Below are 18876 nucleotides of genomic sequence, written 5' to 3'. Positions count from 1 at the left end.
ACCGTCATGCTGCGGCCCCCACGGGATCGGGCAGGGTGGCCGCGCTCGTGCGCACCAGCCGGCCGCGACCGGGCTGCACCGGTTCGCCGTCGCGCATCACGATCTCGCCGCGCAGGAGGGACGCCACCGCCGCGCCGCGCACCGTTCGCCCGTCGAACACGGAGACCTTGTGCTTGGTGTGCAGCGCCGCGGCGGTGATGCAGTGCTCGCGGTGCGGATCGACGAGGGTGAGGTCGGCGTCGAGTCCGGGCGCGATGCGCCCCTTGCGGTGGTCGATCGAGTACAGCCGGGCGGTGTCGCCGGCGAGGACCGCGGCGAGCCGCTCCGGCGTGATGCGGCCGCGGGCCATCCCGTCCAGCATCAGCGGGACCATCGTCTCGACGCCGTGCACGCCCGCCGGGCGCGCAGCGAGGGAGCCGCCCAGCTCCTCCGGCGCGTGCGGGGCGTGGTCGGAGCCGACCGAGCACACGGTGCCGTCGGCGATCGCCGCCCACAACGCCTCCTGGTCCTGCGCGCCCCGGATCGGCGGGAAGACCTTCATCCCCGCACCGTGCCGCGCGTAGTCCGCGGCGGTGAGCCAGAGGTAGTGCGGGCAGGCCTCCGCGCTGATCGGCACTCCGTCGGCGCGGGCGGCGCGCACGATCTCCAGCGCCCGCGCCGTCGAGATGTGCACGACGTGGAAGCGGCACCCGGTCACCCGGGAGAACTCGGCGGCCCGCGAGACCGCGGCGACCTCTGCGAGCGCGGGACGGCCGGCGAGCAGGTCCTCGTACGTGCGGACCTCGCGGCCGAGCGCGCGCTCGCCGCCGAGGACGACCTCCCGGTCCTCGCAGTGCGCCGCGAGCAGCCCGCCGTGCGCGCCGACCACCTCGAAGACGCGCAGCACGTCGCCCGCGTCGGGCGGGGCGACGACGTCACCGGGCGCAGCGTCGGCGGTGTTGTAGACGAGCTTCTTGGTGCGCTTGTCGAGCGCGTAGCCCCAGAACAGCTTGATCGCCACCGCGCCGGCGTCGAGGAGACCGGGCAGGTCGTCGAGGTTGGACGCGCCGAACACCTGCCCCCACAGCCCGAAGTCGACGGACGCCACGCGCTCGTGCGCGGCCGCCCGCTCCTCGAACACGGTGCGGTCGCCGATCGGCGGGACCGCGTTGGGCATCTCCAGCAGGGTCGTGACCCCGCTGCACAACGCAGCCAGCGTGGAGTGGGCGAAGTCCTCCTTGGCGACCTGGCCCGGGTCGCGCGAGTGGACGTGCGGGTCGATGAACCCGGGGAAGACCAGCAGTCCGGACGCATCGACCCGCTCGTCGGCCGCGGCGGTGGCGCCGCTCTCCAGGATCGCGGCGATGCGGCCGTCGGCGCAGAGCAGGTCGGCGCGGACCTGACCGGCGTCGGTGACCAGCGTGCCGCCGGTGATGTGGATCCTCATCGATCGTCTCCGCTTCGGTCGGGTGCGGGCTGGGGAGCGTGCGGGGAGCGGCGGAACCTGGTCAGCCAGGAGCCCTGGGCGAGCGCGCCGGTCATGAGGGCGAGCAGGATGATCGCGCCGTAGATCGCGTTCACCCAGAACGACGGGATCTGCGAGACGAGCAGGATGTTCTGAACGAGCGCGAGCAGCAGCACACCGGTGGCGACCCCGACGATGCGCCCGCGGCCGCCCCGCAGGTCGATCCCGCCGATCACGGCGGCGGCGAACACCGTGAAGAGGATGTTGTTGCCCTGGCTCGCGGTCACCGACGCGATCCGCGCGGTCATCAGCAGCCCGGCCAGCGCGGCGAGCACGCCGCTGGCGACGAACAGCCAGAACGTGATCCGCTCGACCCGGATGCCGCTGGCCCGCGCCGCGTCGGGGTTGCCGCCGATCGCGTAGATCTGGCGCCCGGTCACCGTGTAGCGCATGAACAGGCCGGCGGCGACGAACACCGCGACCGCCACGACGACCTCGGCCGGGATCCCGAGCCAGCGAGCGCTGCCGAGGTAGGTGAACACCTCCGGCAGGTTCGACAGCGTCTCCCCGCCGCCGATGCCCAACGTCATCCCCTGCAGCAGGATCAGCATCGCCAGGGTCACGATGAACGCGTTGAGCTTCAGCCCCGCGACCAGGAACCCGTTGATCGCGCCGACCACCGCTCCGAGCACGAAGATCAGCAGCAGGCCCAGCACCGGGTCCAGCTCGACCCCTGAGCCCCCCGCCGCCGCGGGCATCACCAGCCACACCGACAGCACCGGGGCGAACGCGACGACCGACTGCGTCGACATGTCGAAGTGCCCGGCGATGATGATCAGCGCCGCGGCCACGGTCAGCACGCCGAGGACGGCAGACGCGGCCAGCACGTTCGTCATGATGTTGTCGACGGTGAGGAAGGCCCGGTTGAGCTGGCTGCCGACCAGCACCGCGATGACGATCGCGGGCAGCGCCGCCAGCTGCCCCAGCATCGACGGCTTGAGCACCCCGCGGACGCGGGTGAGCACCCGCGGCGGGGATTCCGTGGTGGGCGTCGCGATCACGCCGCCTCCCCCTGCATCGCGGCGACCAGGTCTGCCTCGGTCCACTCCTCGTCCAGCACCGCCACCACACTCCCGCGGATCATGATCAAGATGCGATCGCACAACGCGAAGTCGTCGGCGTCCTCGGAGAACACGAGGACGCCCGCGCCGCGGTCGAGGGCACTCGACAGCGACGCCAGGATCGAAGCCTTCGCCGACACGTCGACCCCGGCCGTCGGGTTGACCAGCACGAGCAGCCGCGGATCGGTGGCGAAGGCGCGCGCCATCACGCACTTCTGCTGGTTCCCACCGCTCAGCTCGGAGATCAGCTGACGCGGCGAGGAAGCGACGATGCGCCACTGCCGCGCCAGCTCGGCGTACGCGCGATCGAGATCGGCGCGCCGGGAGAGCCGCGGCAGGAACCCGAGCGGGCGCCGGCCGATGCGCGGCGCGAGCGCCATCGTGGAGTTCTCGCTCACGTCCAGCACCGACACCATCCCGTCGACGTGCCGGTCCTCGGGGACGTAGCCGATCCCCGCGCGCAGCGCCTCCGGGACGTCTCCCGGTTCGACCTCGCGGCCGTCGACGACGACCTCCCCGCTGCGCGGTTCCAGCCCGACGAGCGCCCGAGCGAGCGTCGCCTTCCCGCACCCCTCCAGGCCGGCGATGCCGATGCACTCCCCGGCACGCAGCTCGAGGTCGACCGGGCCGACCCGGTCGTCGACCCGCACGTCGCGCACGGACAGCACGACCGGTGCCTCGGACGCGCGCGGCGGCCGGGTCACGGCCGACGGCGGTTGTTCCCCCACGATCGCCTCGACCAGCTGCGCCATCGTGACGTCGCCGATCCCGGCGGTGAGGACGTGCCGCGCGTCGCGCAGCACCGTGACGGAGTCGCAGACGCGGAAGACGTCCTCCAGGTGGTGGGAGATGTAGAGCACCGTCGTGCCGCGCTCGCGGAGGCGCTCCAGGAGGGCGAAGAGCCGGGCGGTGTCGCTCTTGTCCAGCCCCGCGGTCGGCTCGTCGAGGATGAGGACCTCGGGGTCCGAGACGAGCGCCCGGCAGATCTCGACGATCTTCTTGTGCATCGGCTGTAGGCGCTCCACCGGCTCGTCGGCGAGATCACCGATCGTCCATTCGTCGAGCAGGCCCCGGGCCCGCTCCCGCAGCTCCCGCCAGTGGATCAGGCCCCCGCGCCGGCGCGGGTAGTGCTTGATCAGCACGTTCTCCGCGGCGGTGAACGCCGGGATGAGGCTGGAGCGCTGGTAGACGCAGCCGATGCGGTCGTCCTGCCCGTGCAGCGGTTCCCCGACGATCCGCAGCTCGCCGGTGTCGGGCCGGGCGATGCCGGTGATCAGCGAGACGAGGGTCGACTTGCCGGCGCCGTTGCGGCCGAGCAGGGCACGGGACTGCCCCTTCGCCACGGCGAACGACACGTCGTCGAGGGCGCGGGTGGGGCCGAACCACTTGCTGACGCGGTCGACCTCGATGGCCGGAGGGTCCGTCGGGCTCATCGGGTCAGCCCTTGGCCTGGTTGCCCCACAGGGTGGGGTCGTCGACGTTCGCCTTGGTGACCGGGGTGGCGACGAGGATGTCGGCGATGTTCTCCCCGTCCTGCACGATCGTCGAGTTGTGGTCCGTCGGGCCGAGGTCGAAGGTCTCGCCGTTCATGGCCCGCTCCAGGTACTCGGCGGAGAGCGTCGCGTAGTCCCCGAGCCGGGCGGCCATGACCGCGTCGACGTAGCCGGCGCGGACCTGCTCCAGACCGAACGGGGAGCCGTCGATGCTGACGATCGGGACGTGCCCCTCCTGTCCGGCGGGCACCAGTCGGCCGAGCCGGCTGAGCACCTCGATCACGCCCGGCAGCATCGCCGAGTCGCTGGCCAGGAAGATCCCGTTGACGTCGGGATCGGTGCTCAGCACGGTCTGCGTGGCCGTGGTGGCCTTCTCCTGCGCCCACTGCGTCGGCCGCGAGACCACGGTGATGTCCGGGTACTCCTCGGCCATGCAGTCGTTGAAGCCCTTGCTGCGCTGCACCCCGATCGCGCCGGCGAGGTCACCCTGCAGCTCGAGGACCTTGCCCTTGCCGCCCATCGCCTCGCCGAGCGCCTCGCAGCCCTGCCGGCCCTCCAGCACCGAGTCGCCGCGCACGGTGATCGCCACCTTGCCGGCGGTGGGCCCCTGGTCGACGGCGACGACCGGTACCCCGGCCGCCTCGGCGCGGTCGAGCGCCGGCTTGATCGCCTTGCTGTCGAGCACCACGATGAAGATCCCGTCCACGCCCTGGCCGAGCAGCGTCGTGACGTCGGTGATCTGCTTCGCGGGGTCGTTGTTGGCGTCGGTGAGCGGCAGCATCTCGAAGTTCCGCGCCGCCGCGGCCTCGTTCAGGAGGCGGACGAACGTGACGCGGTACTGGTCGCTGATCGACGTCGACGAGTAGGCCACGCGCTTGCGGCCGTCGTCCGCGCCGCCCGCGTCGGCGGGTCCGCCGCACCCGGCGGCGGTGCCGAGCATCGCGGCCGCTGCTGCGACCGCCAGTAGGGCCCTGACCGACCTGCTCATGCCGTTCCCCTTCGCCCACGGTGACCGATTGTTCTTCTTGTACTTGTCATTGTTGCGCGCTGTGTGGTTTCTACGTGATTGATCCGGTACAGTCAACCCACACAAGCGGTACATATCCACGCACGAATTGCTGCACACGAGTCAGTGCAGAACAATGACCAGAACAATTCGCCCGGCGGAGCGCACGAGACGAGCGCGGCCCCGCGAACGGGACCGCGCTCGTCAGGTGCGACTACGGTGCGGACCGGCTCAGGCCGCGACGGCGACCGCCCCCATCGGCTTCCACCGCAGGACGATCCGCTCGACCACCCCGACCGCACCGAAGAACAGCAGCGCGTAGCCGCCCGCCACGAGCATCGAGGCGTACAGCAGCGGCGCATCGAAGTTGAACGAGGCCTGCACGATCAGGGCACCGATGCCGTCGGCCGACCCGATCCACTCCGCGACGATCGCGCCGATCACCGCGTTCGTGGTCGCGATCCGCAGCGCGGCGAACAGGTAGGGCAGCGACTTGTACAGCCTCAGCTTGAGGAACACCTCGCGCCGCGACGCCGACATGATGCGGAACAGCTCGACCTCGTTCGCCGTGACCGACTCGAACCCCTTCAGCATGTTGACCAGCGTCGGGAAGAAGCAGATCAGTGCCGCGATCAGCACCTTCGGGGTGAGCCCCGAGCCGAAGATCATGACCAGCAGCGGGGAGATCGCCACCGTCGGGATCGTCTTGGACATCACCGCGAGCGGGTACACGGAGCGTTCCAGGCGTTTGCTGTGGACGAACCCGATCGCCAGCAGGATGGCCGACCCGTTGCCGATGGCGAAGCCCAGCAGGCTCGCCTGCGCGGTCGGCACCAGGTTGCGCAGCAGGACCCCCGACTCCTCGGCCAGGCACTCGGCGATCACCGACGGCCGCGGTGCGACGTACTCCGGTATCCCGAACCGGACGCTCGCGAACTCCCACAGCCCGAGCAGGAGCGCGACGACGATCAGCGGGTCGAGCCACTTCCGCATCCCGGTCCGCTTCCGCTTCGGCCGGGTGCGCTCCGGTGGACGCTCGGTCGTCATGGCCACCTCGATCACCCCAGCATCGCGCGCAGCTCGGCCGCGACGGCCACGAACTCGGGCGAGTCGCGGATCGCGGGATCACGTGGGTAGCCGAGTGGGATGTCCCGCAGCGCCCGGACCCCGCGGGGGCCGGCGTGCAGGACGAGCACCTGTTCGGAGAGGTAGACAGCCTCCGGGACACTGTGCGTCACGAAGACGACGGACGTCCCGGTGTCCTGCCAGATGCGCAGCAGCTCCTGGTTGAGCCGCTCCCGAGTGATCTCGTCGAGCGCCCCGAACGGCTCGTCCATGAGCAGCAGCCGCGGGCCCGTGACCAGCGCGCGGGCGATCGCGACCCGCTGGCGCATGCCACCGGACAGCTCGTGCGGGAACGCGTTCTCCCGACCGGCGAGGCCGACGAGCTCGAGCAGCTCCGCGGGTGTGCGCCCGCCCCTCGGTGCCCCGCGGATCTCCAGCGGCAGCGCGACGTTCTGCAGGGCGGTGCGCCACGGCAGCAGGCTCGCATCCTGGAAGACGAAGCCGATGGCGCGGGCGGTGCGGGCCGCGCCCGGCGACGAGCCCAGCACCGAGACCGTGCCCGCGGTCGGCTGCACGAGATCGGCGATGACGCGCAGCAGCGTCGACTTACCGCACCCCGATGGCCCGAGGATCGACAGGAAGCCGCCGTCGCGCAGGGTGAGGTCGACGTCGCGGAAGGCGCAGACGGTGCCGCGGTCGGACTCGAACTCCACCGTGACTCCGGAGAGCGACAGGGCCGGGCGCGTCCCGGGGTCGGTGGCCACCTCGCTGTGCTCCAGCTGGGTCACCGCACGTCCCGGGTGGCCTCGAGGACGGAGTTGTCGCGCACCTGGTCGATGGACGGCGGGTCGTCGTTGCCGAACGCGCCGACCTTCGCGAGCAGGTCGAGCTGGCGCTGCCACACCTCGTCGCTCATCACGCCCCAGCCGCCCTTCTCCGTGGCGCCGGTGAAGACGTACGGCATGAGCGCGGCGAGCCCCTCGGCCTCGTCCTCGCGCTTCAGGTTCGGGTAGGCGGTGACGAGGATGTCCACCGCCTCCTCCGGGTGCTCGTGGGCGTACTTCCAGCCCCGGGCGAGCCCGCGCACGAACTTGGCCAGCAGCTCCGGCTTCTCCTCGATCGTCTTCTCGGTGGCGTAGTACGGCAGCGGGTAGAGCTGCACACCGTTCTCCCAGAGCGGGATGAAGCCGTAGCCCTCGGGCAGCTGACGCAGCCAGCCGGCGTTGCTGCGCCATGCTCCGAACGCGTCGACCTGTCCCGTGAGCAGCGGTGTGATCTCGGTGCCGGTCGGCACGATCTCCACCTCCTCACGCGGGATGCCGTTCGCCTCGAGCAGCGCGTTGATCAGCACGAATCCGGTCGAGGTCGAGCCGATCTTCCGGCCGCGCAGGTCCTGCGGGCTGTCGAGCCGGTTGTCCGGCATCGACACGTAGCCGTAGGGATGCTGTTGGCCACCGACCGCGATCGCGCGGACCGGGATCCCCTGGGAGGCGGCGAGGAGCAGGGACGGACTGGACGAGACCTGCCCGACGTCGGCGCGCCCGGAGGCGACGAGCGCCACGCCGTCGATGTTGGGCCCACCGAGGTTGATGGTGACGTCGAGGCCCTCCTCCCGGAAGAACCCCTTCTCCTTGGCGACGATCTCCCCGATCGACTGGGTGCTCGCGATCCAGCCGAGCTGGTGGGTGAGCGGGATCAGCTCGTCCTCCCCCGTCGCACCGGCCGGCTCCGTCGGCCCGGCGCACGCCGCAACCAGCGACATCGCAAGACCGAGCGCGACGAGCACCGCACGCGTGAGGCGTCGGGGCTTGCGCAGGTTCATCGGCAACTCCGTCGTTCGAGGACCACGGCTCCGCCGGGCCACGCGTCACGGGGTGAGATATCAATCCAGCAATTGTTATTCTTGATTGTCATTGCTGGACGCCTCTTTATACGCGTAGGTCGTACCGGCGTCAACAAGGTCTGCAGCAGTGGCGAAGCCCGCGCACGCACCCGACCCGCCACCTCGGCCGGGCTGCCGGGTCCGATCGGACGGCGTCCTACTACGGGGTCAGCCGCGACACCGAGCGCGCGTCGGCACCGGTGGCGGCCCGGATGATCGCGCGGGCGGCCGCGGAGATCTCGTCAGCCGTCGCCGAGCCCGAGTTGAGCCGGAGGAACCGCCCCGCGCCGGGGCGGATGAAGAACGGCTCCCCGGGAGCGACCAGGAACCCCTCCTGCGCCACCAGCTCGGCGACGATGCTCGCGTCGCTGCCCGGCGGCAGACTGATCCAGGTGTAGAGCCCGTCGTGGGCGTGCTGCACGGAGCCGCCGGCGGCGCGCAGGCCCTCGGCGAGCAGCTCCTCCGCGACGTCGCGTCGCTCGGCGAACACCTTCTTCGCCCGCTCCAGCAGATCGGCGGTCTCACCGGCGGCCAACACCCTGGCGAGCACCCGCTGGGTCGTGCGCGAGGTCCAGCCGGTGGTGAGGTACTGGACCTGGGCGAGCGAGGAGTGCAGCGTCGAACGCACCACGGCCGCAGCGAGGCGCAGGTCGGGCGCGATCGCCTTGGCGAAGCCGCGGACGTGCACGACCCGGTGCGCCACCCGCTGGTCGGCCAGCAGCGAGCCCGGCGTGCTCGCAGCGGCATCCGCGAAGTAGTCGTCCTCGACCACCAGCACGTCCGGGTGACTGGCGACGATGTCGGCGATCTCGGCCAGCCGCTCCGCCGACCACGTGGTGCCCGTGGGGTTCGCCGCCCGCGGGGTGAGCACCACCAACCCGGCGCCCGCGTCGAGCGCCGCCCGCAGGTGATCGGGCAGCACGCCGTGCTCGTCGATGGCCATGCCGATCAACCCGCAGCCGAACCGTTCGAGCACGTCCATCCCGGCCTGGTAGCCGGGCTCCTCGACGGCCACGGTGAGCGGCCAGTCGTTCGGCCGGTCCCGGCGCAGCAGCTCGATGACGATCGAGAGGAACTGGATGGTCGAGCTGCCGACGAGCAGATCCCCCTCCTCCACCGGGATCCCGTCGGTCTCGAACCGGGGCAGCAGCTGCGCGACCAGCTCCGGCTCCGGAGCGGGGCTGACCGGGTACTGCACGTCGTCGACCGTGAGCTCGCGGGCCACCGAGGTCCACGCCTTCTTGAGCGGGCCGAGCGGCAGGTACGCCGAGTTCGAACTGCCGCGCATCAGGTCGACCGCCCGCGGATACGCCCTGGTCAGCCGGTCCTCGGCGTTGGCGAGCGCGCGCCGGCGCCAGGTGGCCGGGGCTCCGGACGCGGCGAGGGTGATCGGCGCGTCGGACCGCGCGGCGGGCTCGGCGCCGCGGACGAACGTGCCGCGCCCGACCTCGCCCTGCACCACGCCGTCCTCCCGCAGAGCGCTGTACGCGCTGACGACGGTGGTGATGCTGACCCCGAGTCGGGAGGCGAGCTCACGCACCGTGGGGAGCCGGTCACCAGGGCGGAGCAGACCGCTGCGCACCGCCTCCTGAACGAAGCTCGCCAGCTTCTGATAACGCGCGCGACCCCCGTCACCCGCTGCGAGAGCCCGTTCCGCGTCCGCCCAGAGGTCGTAAGTCACTCACATATTGTACTCATTCCAACCAGAACATAAGAGGGTATGTTCTGTTCCGGGCGTGCCGGAGCTCTCGCCGACCTCCAGCACCAGCAACGCCAGGTGCACGTCGAACCGCGTCTGCACCTCCCCCAGGTCCCGCCGCAGGATCTCCGCCACCCGCTTCAACCGGTACGCCACGGTGTTGACGTGCATGACCAGCGCCTCGGCCGTTCGCGCCACCGAACAGCCGCTGGCGAGCCACGCCCGCAGCGTGGTCACCAGGTCACGGTCCCGCTCGGTGCGCGGGTCGGCGAGCGGGCCGAGGACCTGGCGGGCGAAGCGGCGCAGGTCCTCCGGTGGCCCACCCTGGGCGAGCAGCAGGGCCGCCGTGCCGAGCGCACGCGCGTCGACGAGGCCGGGACCGCTCCCCGCCCGCAGCCGAGCCACGCCCGCAGCGATGCGGTAGGCAGGCAGGTAGCCGTCGAGGGTGTCGACGGTCCGGCCGACGACGGTGACCGGCTCGTCCGGGCCGCGGCGGGCGTGCAGCCGGCCGAGGGCGGCGACGGGGTCGGCCGCGGCGGGCAGCAGGACGACGACGGCGCCGTCGTGCACGCCGACCAGGGCCGGGGCAGGCAGGACGTCGCGGCACCGCGCGGTGAGGGCGCCGGGTCCGCGGCCGTCGGCGGGGACGACGAGGCAGAGGGTGTGCGGTTCGCGCAGGTCGAGGCCGAACGCGGCGGCCCGGTCGAGCAGCGCGGCGGGCTGGGCGACGCCCGCGGGGCGCAGGAGGTCGGCGAGCAGGTCGCCGGAGAGCCGTTCCTGCACCTCGACGAGGTGCTTGCGCTGCAGCAGCTCCACGCCGACGACCAGCACGAACCGCTCGATGGCGCGACGCTCGATCGGTGAGAGCGGCTCGGCGAGCCCGGTGACCCACAGCCGGCCGACCTGCTGACCGCCGAGCACGACCGGGGCGGTCCAGGCCTCGTCGGGGCCTTCGACGCGGACGATCTGCAGGCCGGCGCCGCCCTCGGTGACCTGCCACGGCGCCGGGGGCGGCGGGACGTAGGCGCCGTGCGCGGCGTGGGCGAGCCGACGGCCGCCCTCGCCCTCGACGGTGATCGACGAGCGCAGGATCTCCGCGAGCGCCCGGCAGATCCCGTCCAGCCCGGCGTCGTCGAGGACCAGCTGCATGAGGCGGCGGTGCTGGTTCTCCGCCCACTCCAGCTGCTGGCGTGCCCGCGTCATCTCCGCGTTGACCGCCGACAGCTCGCGGATGACCTCCTGCTGGGCCCGGCGCAGATCGGCGGTCTGCAGGGCGGCCGAGGTCTGTTCGGCGAGCAGTTCGGCCAGCTCGATCTCCAGCGCGCTGAAGGTGTGCGGTTCCTGGCGGTAGCCGACGAGCAGCCCGCGCACGGTGTCGCCCTGCTTGAGCGGCGTGGCGAGCAGGCTGCGGTAGCCCTGCTTGGGAGCCAGGTCGCGCAGCCGGCCGAACACCGTCGCCGCGCGCGTGTCGGGGACGGCGATCGTGCGCTGCTCGCGGAACGCGCGGGCGGCCGGGGTGTCGCGCTCCGGGCCGTCCGGGTGGATCTGCAGTGCGCCTTCGTCGTTGACGAGGTCGACGTACTCCGAGGTGAGTCCGGCGAACCCGACGACGCGCAGGGCCTGCTTCTCCTCGTCGGCGAGCATCACGGCGCAGTAGTCGAAGCCGATGAGCGCGCACGCCCGCTTCGCCACCATCGTCAGCACCGCCGCCGGGGAGTGCGCCGCGTTCACCGCGCGGGCCACGGCGCTGACGGCCGACATCCACGAGCGCAGCGTCTGCGCCTCCGGGACGACCCCGCGACCCGGCGACGACCGGCGCCGGTCGGGCGGCGGGGCGTGCGTGCCGCGGGCGAGCAGCCGCGGCACGAGCACGACCCGCCGGGCCGGGGCGTCCGGCGAGCGCAGCCGGGCGGCCAGCGCCTCCGCGACCGTGGTCGCCATCGCCGCGAGGTCGACGTGGACGGTCGTGAGGTCGTCGCGCCCCCATCCGGTGCGGGACGTGCCGTCGAAGCCGACCACCGTGAGGTCCTCCGGCACGCGCAGCCCCAGCGCCGTTGCGGCGTCGAGCACGCCACCGGCGATGACGTCGTTCCCGCAGAACACGGCGGTGGGCAGCGCGGACCCGTCCCCCAGCAGCGCCTCCAGTCCGCGGCGGCCGGTTTCCGCGGTGAACGGGCCGCGCACGAGCGCCACGTCCTGCGGCGGCACCCCGAGCGCGGCCAGCCGGTCGACGAAGCCGATCCACCGCTCGTGCCCGGTGCTGGCCGACTCCGGACCCATGATGGCCGCGATCCGCCGGTGTCCCAGCTCGACCAGCAGCTCGGCGACGGTGGCCGCGCCGAACCGGTTGTCGGCGACGCAGGTGTCGACGGCGCACTCGTCGACCGCGCGGTCCGCGAGCGCGACGGGCACACCGCGGGCGGCGAGCTCCGCCGGCAGCGTGCTCCCCCGCTCGCAGGTGGTCAGGACGACGCCGGCGAACGCGCCGTCGACCAGGGTGGACAGGTCCGGCGGCCGGTCAGGGAGGTCGACGAGCAGCACCGTCCGCAGGCCGAGCCGGTCGAGCGCCTCCTGCAACGGCCCCACCAACGCCGGGTAGAACGGGTTGTCCAGCGGGGCCGACACCACCGCAACGGCCCCGGTGGACCGCGGCCGACCGGCGACGTAGCCGAGCTTGCGCGCGGCGGCGCGCACGCGCGCTCGGGTCTGCGGCGATACCCCGCGCTCGTCGCGCAGGGCCCGGGAGACCGTGGCCTGCGACACCCCGGCCGCGCGGGCCACGTCCAGGCTCGTGATCATCCTTGATCGCCTCCGCGAGCACACGTGGGAGCTCCGGCTCACCGAGAATACGTATTCACCTCCGGGGCCATCAGGCCCGAACGGGCGCAGCGAACGCGGCGGCCGTCGGTGGTGACCACGAAGAACTCCCCCGAGTCTCGTGGCTGTGGACATGGCCTCCGTCACAGCCGCTCGGGAACATGGCGGACATGAAACCTGCCGCCTTCGACTACGCGGCGCCCACTCGGCTCGCTGACGCCATCGACCTGCTGGTCGCGCACGCCGACGCCGAACCGCGGGTCCTCGCGGGCGGGCAGAGCCTGGTGCCGCTGATGAACTTCCGGCTCGCGCAGCCCGGGTTCCTGGTCGATCTCCAGCACGTCGACGGGCTCTCGGACATCCGCCTCACCGACGACGAGCTGGTGATCGGCGCGATGGTGCGGCAGAGCACCGCCGAGGAGTCCGCCGACGCCGCGGCCGGCGCACCGCTGCTCGTCGAGGCGCTGGGCCACGTCGCGCACCCGCCGATCCGCAACAGCGGCACGATCGGCGGGAGCATCGCCCACGCAGACCCGTCGGCGGAGCTGCCCGCCGTCGCCCTCGCCCTCGACGCGACGATGACGGCCGCCGGCCCGGGTGGGGAACGCCGGATCCCCGCGGCCGAGTTCTTCCGCGGCCCGTTCGAGACCGCGCTCGGTCCCGACGAGATCCTCACCGAGGTGCGCCTCCCGCGTCGTCCCGGCGGGCACGCGTTCGTCGAGCACGCCCGCACGCACGGTGGGTTCGCGGTGGTCGCGGTCGCCGTCGACCTGGCGGTGGACGACGCCGGGACCGTCACGCGCGCGGCGATCGCGCTCAGCGGGGTCGGGCCCACCCCGATCCGCGCCACCGCCACCGAGCAGGCGCTCGTCGGTACGGTGCCGGACGCCGAGAGCATCCGCTCGGCGGTGGCGGCGACGGTGGCCGTGCTGTCCCCCGCGGGTGATGTGCACGGCAGCAGCGAGACCAAGGTCGACATGGCCCGCAGCTACCTGCGGCGCGGCATCGAGCTGGCGCTGGACCGCGCCGCGAGCAGGAGGTGACATGAGCACCCGCGAGATCACGCTGACCGTCAACGGGCGCAGGACCACCCTCTCCGTCGAGCCCCGCAAGCTGCTGGTCGACGTCCTGCGTGAGGACCTCGGCCTCGTCGGCACGCACATCGGCTGCGAACACGGCGTGTGCGGCACCTGCACCGTGCTGCGCGACGGGCGCAGCATCCGCTCCTGCACCACGTTCGCCGTGCAGGCCGACGGCGCCGACATCCGCACCGTCGAGGGCCTCGCGCAGGGTCCCGAGCTCCACCCGTTGCAGGAGGCGTTCTGGGAGAAGCAGGGCCTGCAGTGCGGCTACTGCACCCCGGGGATGCTGATGCGCTGCGTGGAGATCCTGGAACGCGACCCGGACCCGACGCCGCAGAGCGTGCGCGAGCAGATCGCCAGCAACCTCTGCCGCTGCACCGGCTACGCCACGATCACCGAGGCCGTCTGCGCGGCCGCCGAGGTGATGCGCTCCGGTGCACGCGCCGGGACGGAGGTGGCGTCGTGACCACCGTCGATCGGCCCACCCCACCCGTCCGCACGCACAAGGCCGAGCGCACGTGGGTCGGCAAGTCGATCCGGCGCGTGGAGGACCCGCGGTTCCTGCGCGGGCGCGGCGGCTACATCGCCGACCTGGTGCTGCCCGGCATGCTGCACGCCGCCGTGCTGCGCAGCCCGCACCCGCACGCCCGGATCGTCTCGATCGACACCTCCCGCGCCGAGGCCGCGCCCGGCGTCCACGCGGTCGTCACCGGGGCGCAGGCGGCGGAGCTGACCGATCCGCTGCCCGACTTCGGGCCGAACCCGGCCGCCCACACCTGGCGCTGCCTGGCCGTCGACAAGGTCCGCTACGTCGGCGAGGGCGTCGCGGTCGTGGTCGCGGACGACCGGTACCTCGCCGAGGACGCGCTCGAGCTCATCGACGTCGAGTACGAGCCCCTGCCTCCGGTCGTCGACCCGCTCGCCGCGCTGGCCGACGACGCCCCGCTCGTCCACGAGCCGCTGGGCTCGAACTGCGCCTACGACCGCACGTTCGAGTTCGGCGACGTCGCCGGCGACTTCGAGCGCGCTGACGTGGTGGTGACCGACCAGCTGCGCTGGCACCGCTCGGGCGGGCAACCGCTGGAGACCGTCGGTGCGGTCGCCGAGCACGATCCCGCCACCGGCGGTTTCCGCGTGCACACCAACTCGCTGAGCTTCACCAGCTACCTGTTCATGGTGGCCACGGCGCTGAAGATCCCGGCGAACCGGCTGGACATCGTGCCGATGCCGGCGGGCGGCAGCTTCGGCTCCAAGCTGTTCGTCACGAAGCCGCTGGTGATCGCGGCGATGTGCGCGCGGTTGACCGGGCGGCCCGTCCGGTACCTCGAGGACCGCGTGGACAACATGGCCAACTGCGACCACCACGGGTCCGACCGGCACTACGACGTCCGCATGGCGCTCACCCGCGACGGGAAGATCACCGCGATCGACATCGACACCGTCGACGACTACGGCGCCTACATCCAGTTCGGCGTCGGTCACCACGGCAACGCGCTGGCCCAGGTCGTCGGCCCGTACACGATCGGCAGCGTGCGCTACCGCGTCCGCGCGGTGCTGACCAACAAGAACCAGCAAGGCGCCTACCGCGGCTTCGGCTCCGAGGTCAACAACTGGATGCTGGAGCAGATGGTCGACAAGGCCGCCCGGGAGCTGGGGATGGACCCGGTGGAGATCCGCCGGCGCAACTTCATCCGCTCGTTCCCGCACTTCATCCCGACCGGCAACGTCTACGACTCCGGTGACTACGACGCCGTGCTCGACAAGACCCTCGAGCTGGGCCGCTACGAGCACTGGCGCGAGGTGCAGGAGCAGGCGCGCGCCGAGGGCCGCTACATCGGGATCGGCCTGATCACCGCGCAGGAGCGGTCGGTGTTCTCCGCGACCGAGTTCTGGTTCTGGTTCGACGAGCCCGGCGCGCCCGTCACGTCGATGCCGGAGAGCGTGACGCTCAAGGTCGACGCGACCGGTGCGATCACCGCGACGCTGTACTCGTGCGCGTTCTGGGGCAACTCGCCGGAGACGATGGTCGCGCAGCTCGTGGCCGAGGAGTTCGACTGCGATCCGCACGACGTGTCGGTCGTCTACCAGAGCAGCAAGAACGGCCTGCCGGCGACCGGCCCCGGCGGTTCGCGCACGACCGTCATGCTCGCCGGCGCCGTCGAGGGCGCGAGCGCCAAGATCAAGGAGAAGGCCCGCCGGGCGGCCGCGCACCTGCTGGAGGCCGACCCCGACGACCTGGAGTGGCGCGACGGAGGGTTCGAGGTCCGCGGTGTGCCGGAGAAGCGCAAGACGCTCTCCGAGATCGCGATCATGCTGCACCTGTTCAAGCACAGCTTCGACGAGGACGTCGAGTCGGGGCTGGAGGAGAGCAAGGTCTTCGACCACCCGTACACGACGATGCCCAGCGCGGACCGCAAGGACCTGGGCGTCTTCTACCCGTTCATGGGCCACGCCTGCCACCTGCCCGTCGTGGAGGTGGACGTCGAGACCGGCGTGGTGACGTTCCTGGACTACGCGGCCGTGCACGACTGCGGCACGCTGGTGAACCCGCGCTCGCTCGCCGGGCACATCCAGGGCGGCACCGCGCAGGGCATCGGCACGGCCCTGTACGAGGAGTTCGTGTACGGGCCGGACGGGCAGCTGCAGACCACGAGCTACCTCGACTACCCGATCCCGACCTCGCTGGAGGTGCCGGAGCTGAAGATCGGGCACGTCGAGACCCCGTCGCCGTGGACCCCGCACGGCATCAAGGGCGGCGGTGAGGGCGGACGCATGATGGCGCCGGCGGCGATCAACGCCGCAGTCAACGACGCGCTCGCCCCGCTCGGGGTCCGCATCACGGAGCTGCCGCTGACGCCCGACCGGATCCGGGCGGCGCTGCGGGCCGCCGGCCACGGCTCATGACGGACCACGTCGCGGTCGTCACCGGCGCGAACCGCGGCATCGGAGCCGCGATCGCGCTCGCGTTCGCGAGGGAGGGCTACCGCGTCGCGGCGACCGCACGGGACGTCACGACGCTCGACGGGACCGTCGGTGCCGCCACCGGTGCCGCCGGTTCCGTCGAGCCCATCGCCTGCGACGTGCGCGACGAGGAGTCGGTCACCGCGCTCGCCGCCGCGGCGCAGGCGCTGGGGCAGGTGCACGTCGTCGTGGCCAACGCGGGCATCGCCGGCCCGACCGCCCCGCTGCACCAGGTGTCGCTCGCGCAGTGGCGGGAGACGATCGCCACCGATCTCGACGGGGTGTTCCTGACCTTCCGCGCGTTCGTCCCCGGGATGATCGAGCGGGGCTCGGGCTCGCTGATCGCGATCTCGTCGATGACCGGGAAGCGGCCGCTGCACGGCCGCACGCCGTACGCGGCGGCGAAGATGGGCGTGATCGGGCTGGTGCGGACGCTGGCGGTCGAGCTCGGCCCGCACGGCATCCGCGTCAACGCGGTCTGCCCCGGCGCGGTCGCCGGGCCGCGCATCGACGACGTCATCGCCCGCCAGGCCGAGGCGCGCGGGATCAGCGTCGACGAGGCCCGCCGCGCGTTCACCGATCCCTCCCCCCTGAACCGGCTCGTCGAGGCCGACGAGGTGGCTGCCGCCTGCGTCTACCTCGCCTCCCCCGCCGCCTCCGCAATCACCGGCGAGGACCTCAACGTCTCGGCCGGTGTCGTCATGCACTAACGCACCAGGAGCTGCGATGCCGATCGTCGACCTCTCCCAGGACATCTACGAGGGCATGAAGGTCTACCCCGGCCACCTCAAGACCGTGCAGTTCGAGCACGCCACGCACGAGGAGACCGCACCGCGGTTCGACAGCGGTTTCTCGTTCCAGACGACCGGGTTCCTGATGAACGACAACGGGCCGACCCACGTCGACTCGTTCTCCCACCTCGACCCGGACCCATCGGCCCAGACGATCGACAAGATGTCGCTCGACCTGTTCTGGGGGCCCGCCATCTGCCTGGACGTCACCGGGATCCCGGCGCGCACCGACATCACCGCGGAGGACCTCGACAACGCGCTGGCGAAGTCGGGTCAGCAGCTGCGGGCCGGCGACATCGTGCTGTTCCACACCGCCACGTGGAACCGGTACGCGGGCGATCCCCGCTACCTGACCGAGTTCCCCGGGCTCGGCGAGTCGGCCAGCGAGTGGATCGTGCAGCACGGGGTGAAGACGTTCGGCGTGGACAGCCCCACCCCGGACAACCCGGCGAGCACCAGCTACCCGTGCCACATGATGTGCCGGCGCGAGCACATCACCCACTACGAGAACCTCGCCAACCTCGACAAGGTCGTGAACACCCGGTTCGTGTTCATCGGGTTCCCGCTCAAGCTGCGGGGCGCGCACGGGGGACCGACGCGGGCGGTGGCGCTGGTGGGTGAGGACGCGGCCGGGTTGCTCCAGGCGCCGTAGACCGCGCACGGAGCTGGGAGCGCGGCGGATGCGTCAGCTCAGCCGCGAACCCAGCTCCTGCGCGGCCGCGACGACCGCCCGGCCGATGGCCTCGATCTGCGGAACCACGCGTTCCGCGGGGCCGGACACCGCCAGTGCGCACTGCGCGACGCCGTAGCGGTCGCGGACGGCCGCGGCGACCGCGCACAGCCCGGGCTCGCTCTCCTCGATGTTGGTGGCGTAGCCGGTCTCGCGCACCTTCTCCAGCTCCGCCTCCAGCGCGCGGCGGCTGTGCACCGCACGGGCGGTGCCGCCGCGCAGCCGCGCGGTCGGGAAGCGCCGGCGCAGCTCCTCCTGGTCGAACTCGGCGAGCAGCGCCTTGCCGGCCGCCGACGCGTGCGCCGGCCCCCGGTGCCCGGTGCGCAGGGCGGCGCGGATGACCTGCGGGCCTTCCACACCCTCGATGAACACGGTCTCGGTGCCCTTGAGCACCAGCAGGTGAGCGGTCTCGGCGGTGTCGGAGACCAGCTTCTCCAGCACCGGCCGAGCCTCGGCGCGCAGGTCGGACGCACCGATCACCGCCAGGCCCAGCTTCGCCAGGTTCGAGCCGGGCCCGTAGGCCTTCGTGGCGGGGTCCTGCCGCAGCAGGTCCCTGGCCTGCAGGGTCGTCAGCATCCGGTGCGCTGTCGAGCGCGCCACGCCCAGCTCGCTCGCGACGTCGGAGACCCGCAGAGCAGGGGTGTCGAGCAGCATGAGCAGGATCCGGGCGGCGTTGTCGATCGACTCCACCGGGTAGGCCGCCGGTACCGCCACGCCGCGCACCTCCGCCGAGGACCGATGCCACGGTTCTGCTGTCCGAACCGCGTGTTGCCAGACAGACTACC

At 72.3% G+C, this 18876-nt stretch carries 15 protein-coding genes; 5 read left to right on the top strand and 10 right to left on the bottom strand.

Translation table 11 applies throughout. The features are described from left to right. Positions 1 to 4: 4 nt before the first annotated feature. The 9 genes from BUE41_RS04105 to BUE41_RS29455 form a co-directional block, all read right to left on the bottom strand. Positions 5 to 1426 (bottom strand): dihydroorotase, encoded by a 1422-nt coding sequence (locus BUE41_RS04105; protein WP_073455470.1) that lies wholly within the window; start codon positions 1424 to 1426, stop codon positions 5 to 7. After that, positions 1423 to 2505, bottom strand: coding sequence for an ABC transporter permease (locus tag BUE41_RS04100; protein ID WP_073455469.1), 1083 nt, complete (start codon positions 2503 to 2505; stop codon positions 1423 to 1425). The genes BUE41_RS04105 and BUE41_RS04100 overlap by 4 nt, the downstream gene beginning before the upstream one ends. After that, positions 2502 to 3998 carry a sugar ABC transporter ATP-binding protein gene (locus BUE41_RS04095; protein ID WP_073455468.1) on the bottom strand — a complete coding sequence of 499 codons (1497 nt, stop codon included), beginning with the start codon at positions 3996 to 3998 and terminating at the stop codon, positions 2502 to 2504. Before BUE41_RS04095 ends, BUE41_RS04100 begins: the two co-directional genes overlap by 4 nt. 4 nt (positions 3999 to 4002) lie before the next feature. Further along, positions 4003 to 5046, bottom strand: coding sequence for a sugar ABC transporter substrate-binding protein (locus BUE41_RS04090; RefSeq protein ID WP_159444851.1), 1044 nt, complete (start codon positions 5044 to 5046; stop codon positions 4003 to 4005). A 249-nt stretch (positions 5047 to 5295) separates the two neighbouring features. Next, entirely contained in the window at positions 5296 to 6111 is an 816-nt protein-coding gene (locus tag BUE41_RS04085) for an ABC transporter permease (protein ID WP_143171960.1), read from the bottom strand. Positions 6112 to 6122: 11 nt separating this feature from the next. Beyond that, positions 6123 to 6917, bottom strand: a complete 795-nt coding sequence (locus BUE41_RS04080; RefSeq protein ID WP_073455465.1) for an ABC transporter ATP-binding protein — start codon at positions 6915 to 6917, stop codon at positions 6123 to 6125. Beyond that, on the bottom strand, positions 6914 to 7951 hold the full coding sequence (locus BUE41_RS04075; protein ID WP_073455464.1) for an ABC transporter substrate-binding protein: 1038 nt from the start codon (positions 7949 to 7951) through the stop codon (positions 6914 to 6916). Before BUE41_RS04075 ends, BUE41_RS04080 begins: the two co-directional genes overlap by 4 nt. A gap of 220 nt (positions 7952 to 8171) precedes the next feature. Beyond that, positions 8172 to 9692, bottom strand: coding sequence for an aminotransferase-like domain-containing protein (locus tag BUE41_RS04070; RefSeq protein WP_073455463.1), 1521 nt, complete (start codon positions 9690 to 9692; stop codon positions 8172 to 8174). After that, positions 9693 to 12509 (bottom strand): substrate-binding domain-containing protein, encoded by a 2817-nt coding sequence (locus BUE41_RS29455; RefSeq protein WP_084754348.1) that lies wholly within the window; start codon positions 12507 to 12509, stop codon positions 9693 to 9695. A 188-nt stretch (positions 12510 to 12697) separates the two neighbouring features. On the opposite strand from BUE41_RS29455, the gene BUE41_RS04050 reads away from it, so the two are divergent. Genes BUE41_RS04050 through BUE41_RS04030 form a run of 5 tightly spaced genes read left to right on the top strand, consistent with a single transcriptional unit; the run spans position 12698 to position 18013 of the window. Then, positions 12698 to 13570, top strand: a complete 873-nt coding sequence (locus BUE41_RS04050) for an FAD binding domain-containing protein (RefSeq protein ID WP_073455562.1) — start codon at positions 12698 to 12700, stop codon at positions 13568 to 13570. A gap of 1 nt (position 13571) precedes the next feature. Continuing rightward, a complete protein-coding gene (locus BUE41_RS04045; RefSeq protein WP_073455462.1) occupies positions 13572 to 14075 on the top strand; it encodes a (2Fe-2S)-binding protein in 504 nt (167 codons plus the stop codon). Next, positions 14072 to 16513, top strand: coding sequence for a xanthine dehydrogenase family protein molybdopterin-binding subunit (locus tag BUE41_RS04040; protein ID WP_073455461.1), 2442 nt, complete (start codon positions 14072 to 14074; stop codon positions 16511 to 16513). Before BUE41_RS04045 ends, BUE41_RS04040 begins: the two co-directional genes overlap by 4 nt. Continuing rightward, positions 16510 to 17280, top strand: a complete 771-nt coding sequence (locus BUE41_RS04035; protein ID WP_073455460.1) for an SDR family NAD(P)-dependent oxidoreductase — start codon at positions 16510 to 16512, stop codon at positions 17278 to 17280. The genes BUE41_RS04040 and BUE41_RS04035 overlap by 4 nt, the downstream gene beginning before the upstream one ends. A 16-nt stretch (positions 17281 to 17296) precedes the next feature. Then, complete coding sequence (locus BUE41_RS04030; protein WP_073455459.1) at positions 17297 to 18013, top strand: cyclase family protein; 717 nt, start codon at positions 17297 to 17299, stop codon at positions 18011 to 18013. Positions 18014 to 18046: 33 nt separating this feature from the next. Here the strand turns inward: BUE41_RS04030 and BUE41_RS04025 are convergent, their stop codons facing one another. Next, on the bottom strand, positions 18047 to 18805 hold the full coding sequence (locus BUE41_RS04025) for an IclR family transcriptional regulator (RefSeq protein ID WP_084754346.1): 759 nt from the start codon (positions 18803 to 18805) through the stop codon (positions 18047 to 18049). Positions 18806 to 18876 lie beyond the last annotated feature (71 nt).

Origin of the sequence: Pseudonocardia thermophila (genome assembly GCF_900142365.1) — a bacterium.
Taxonomy (GTDB): Bacteria; Actinomycetota; Actinomycetes; order Mycobacteriales; family Pseudonocardiaceae; genus Pseudonocardia; species Pseudonocardia thermophila.
Note: the sequence above shows the minus strand (reverse complement) of the source record. Positions and strands in the feature narration are given on the sequence as shown.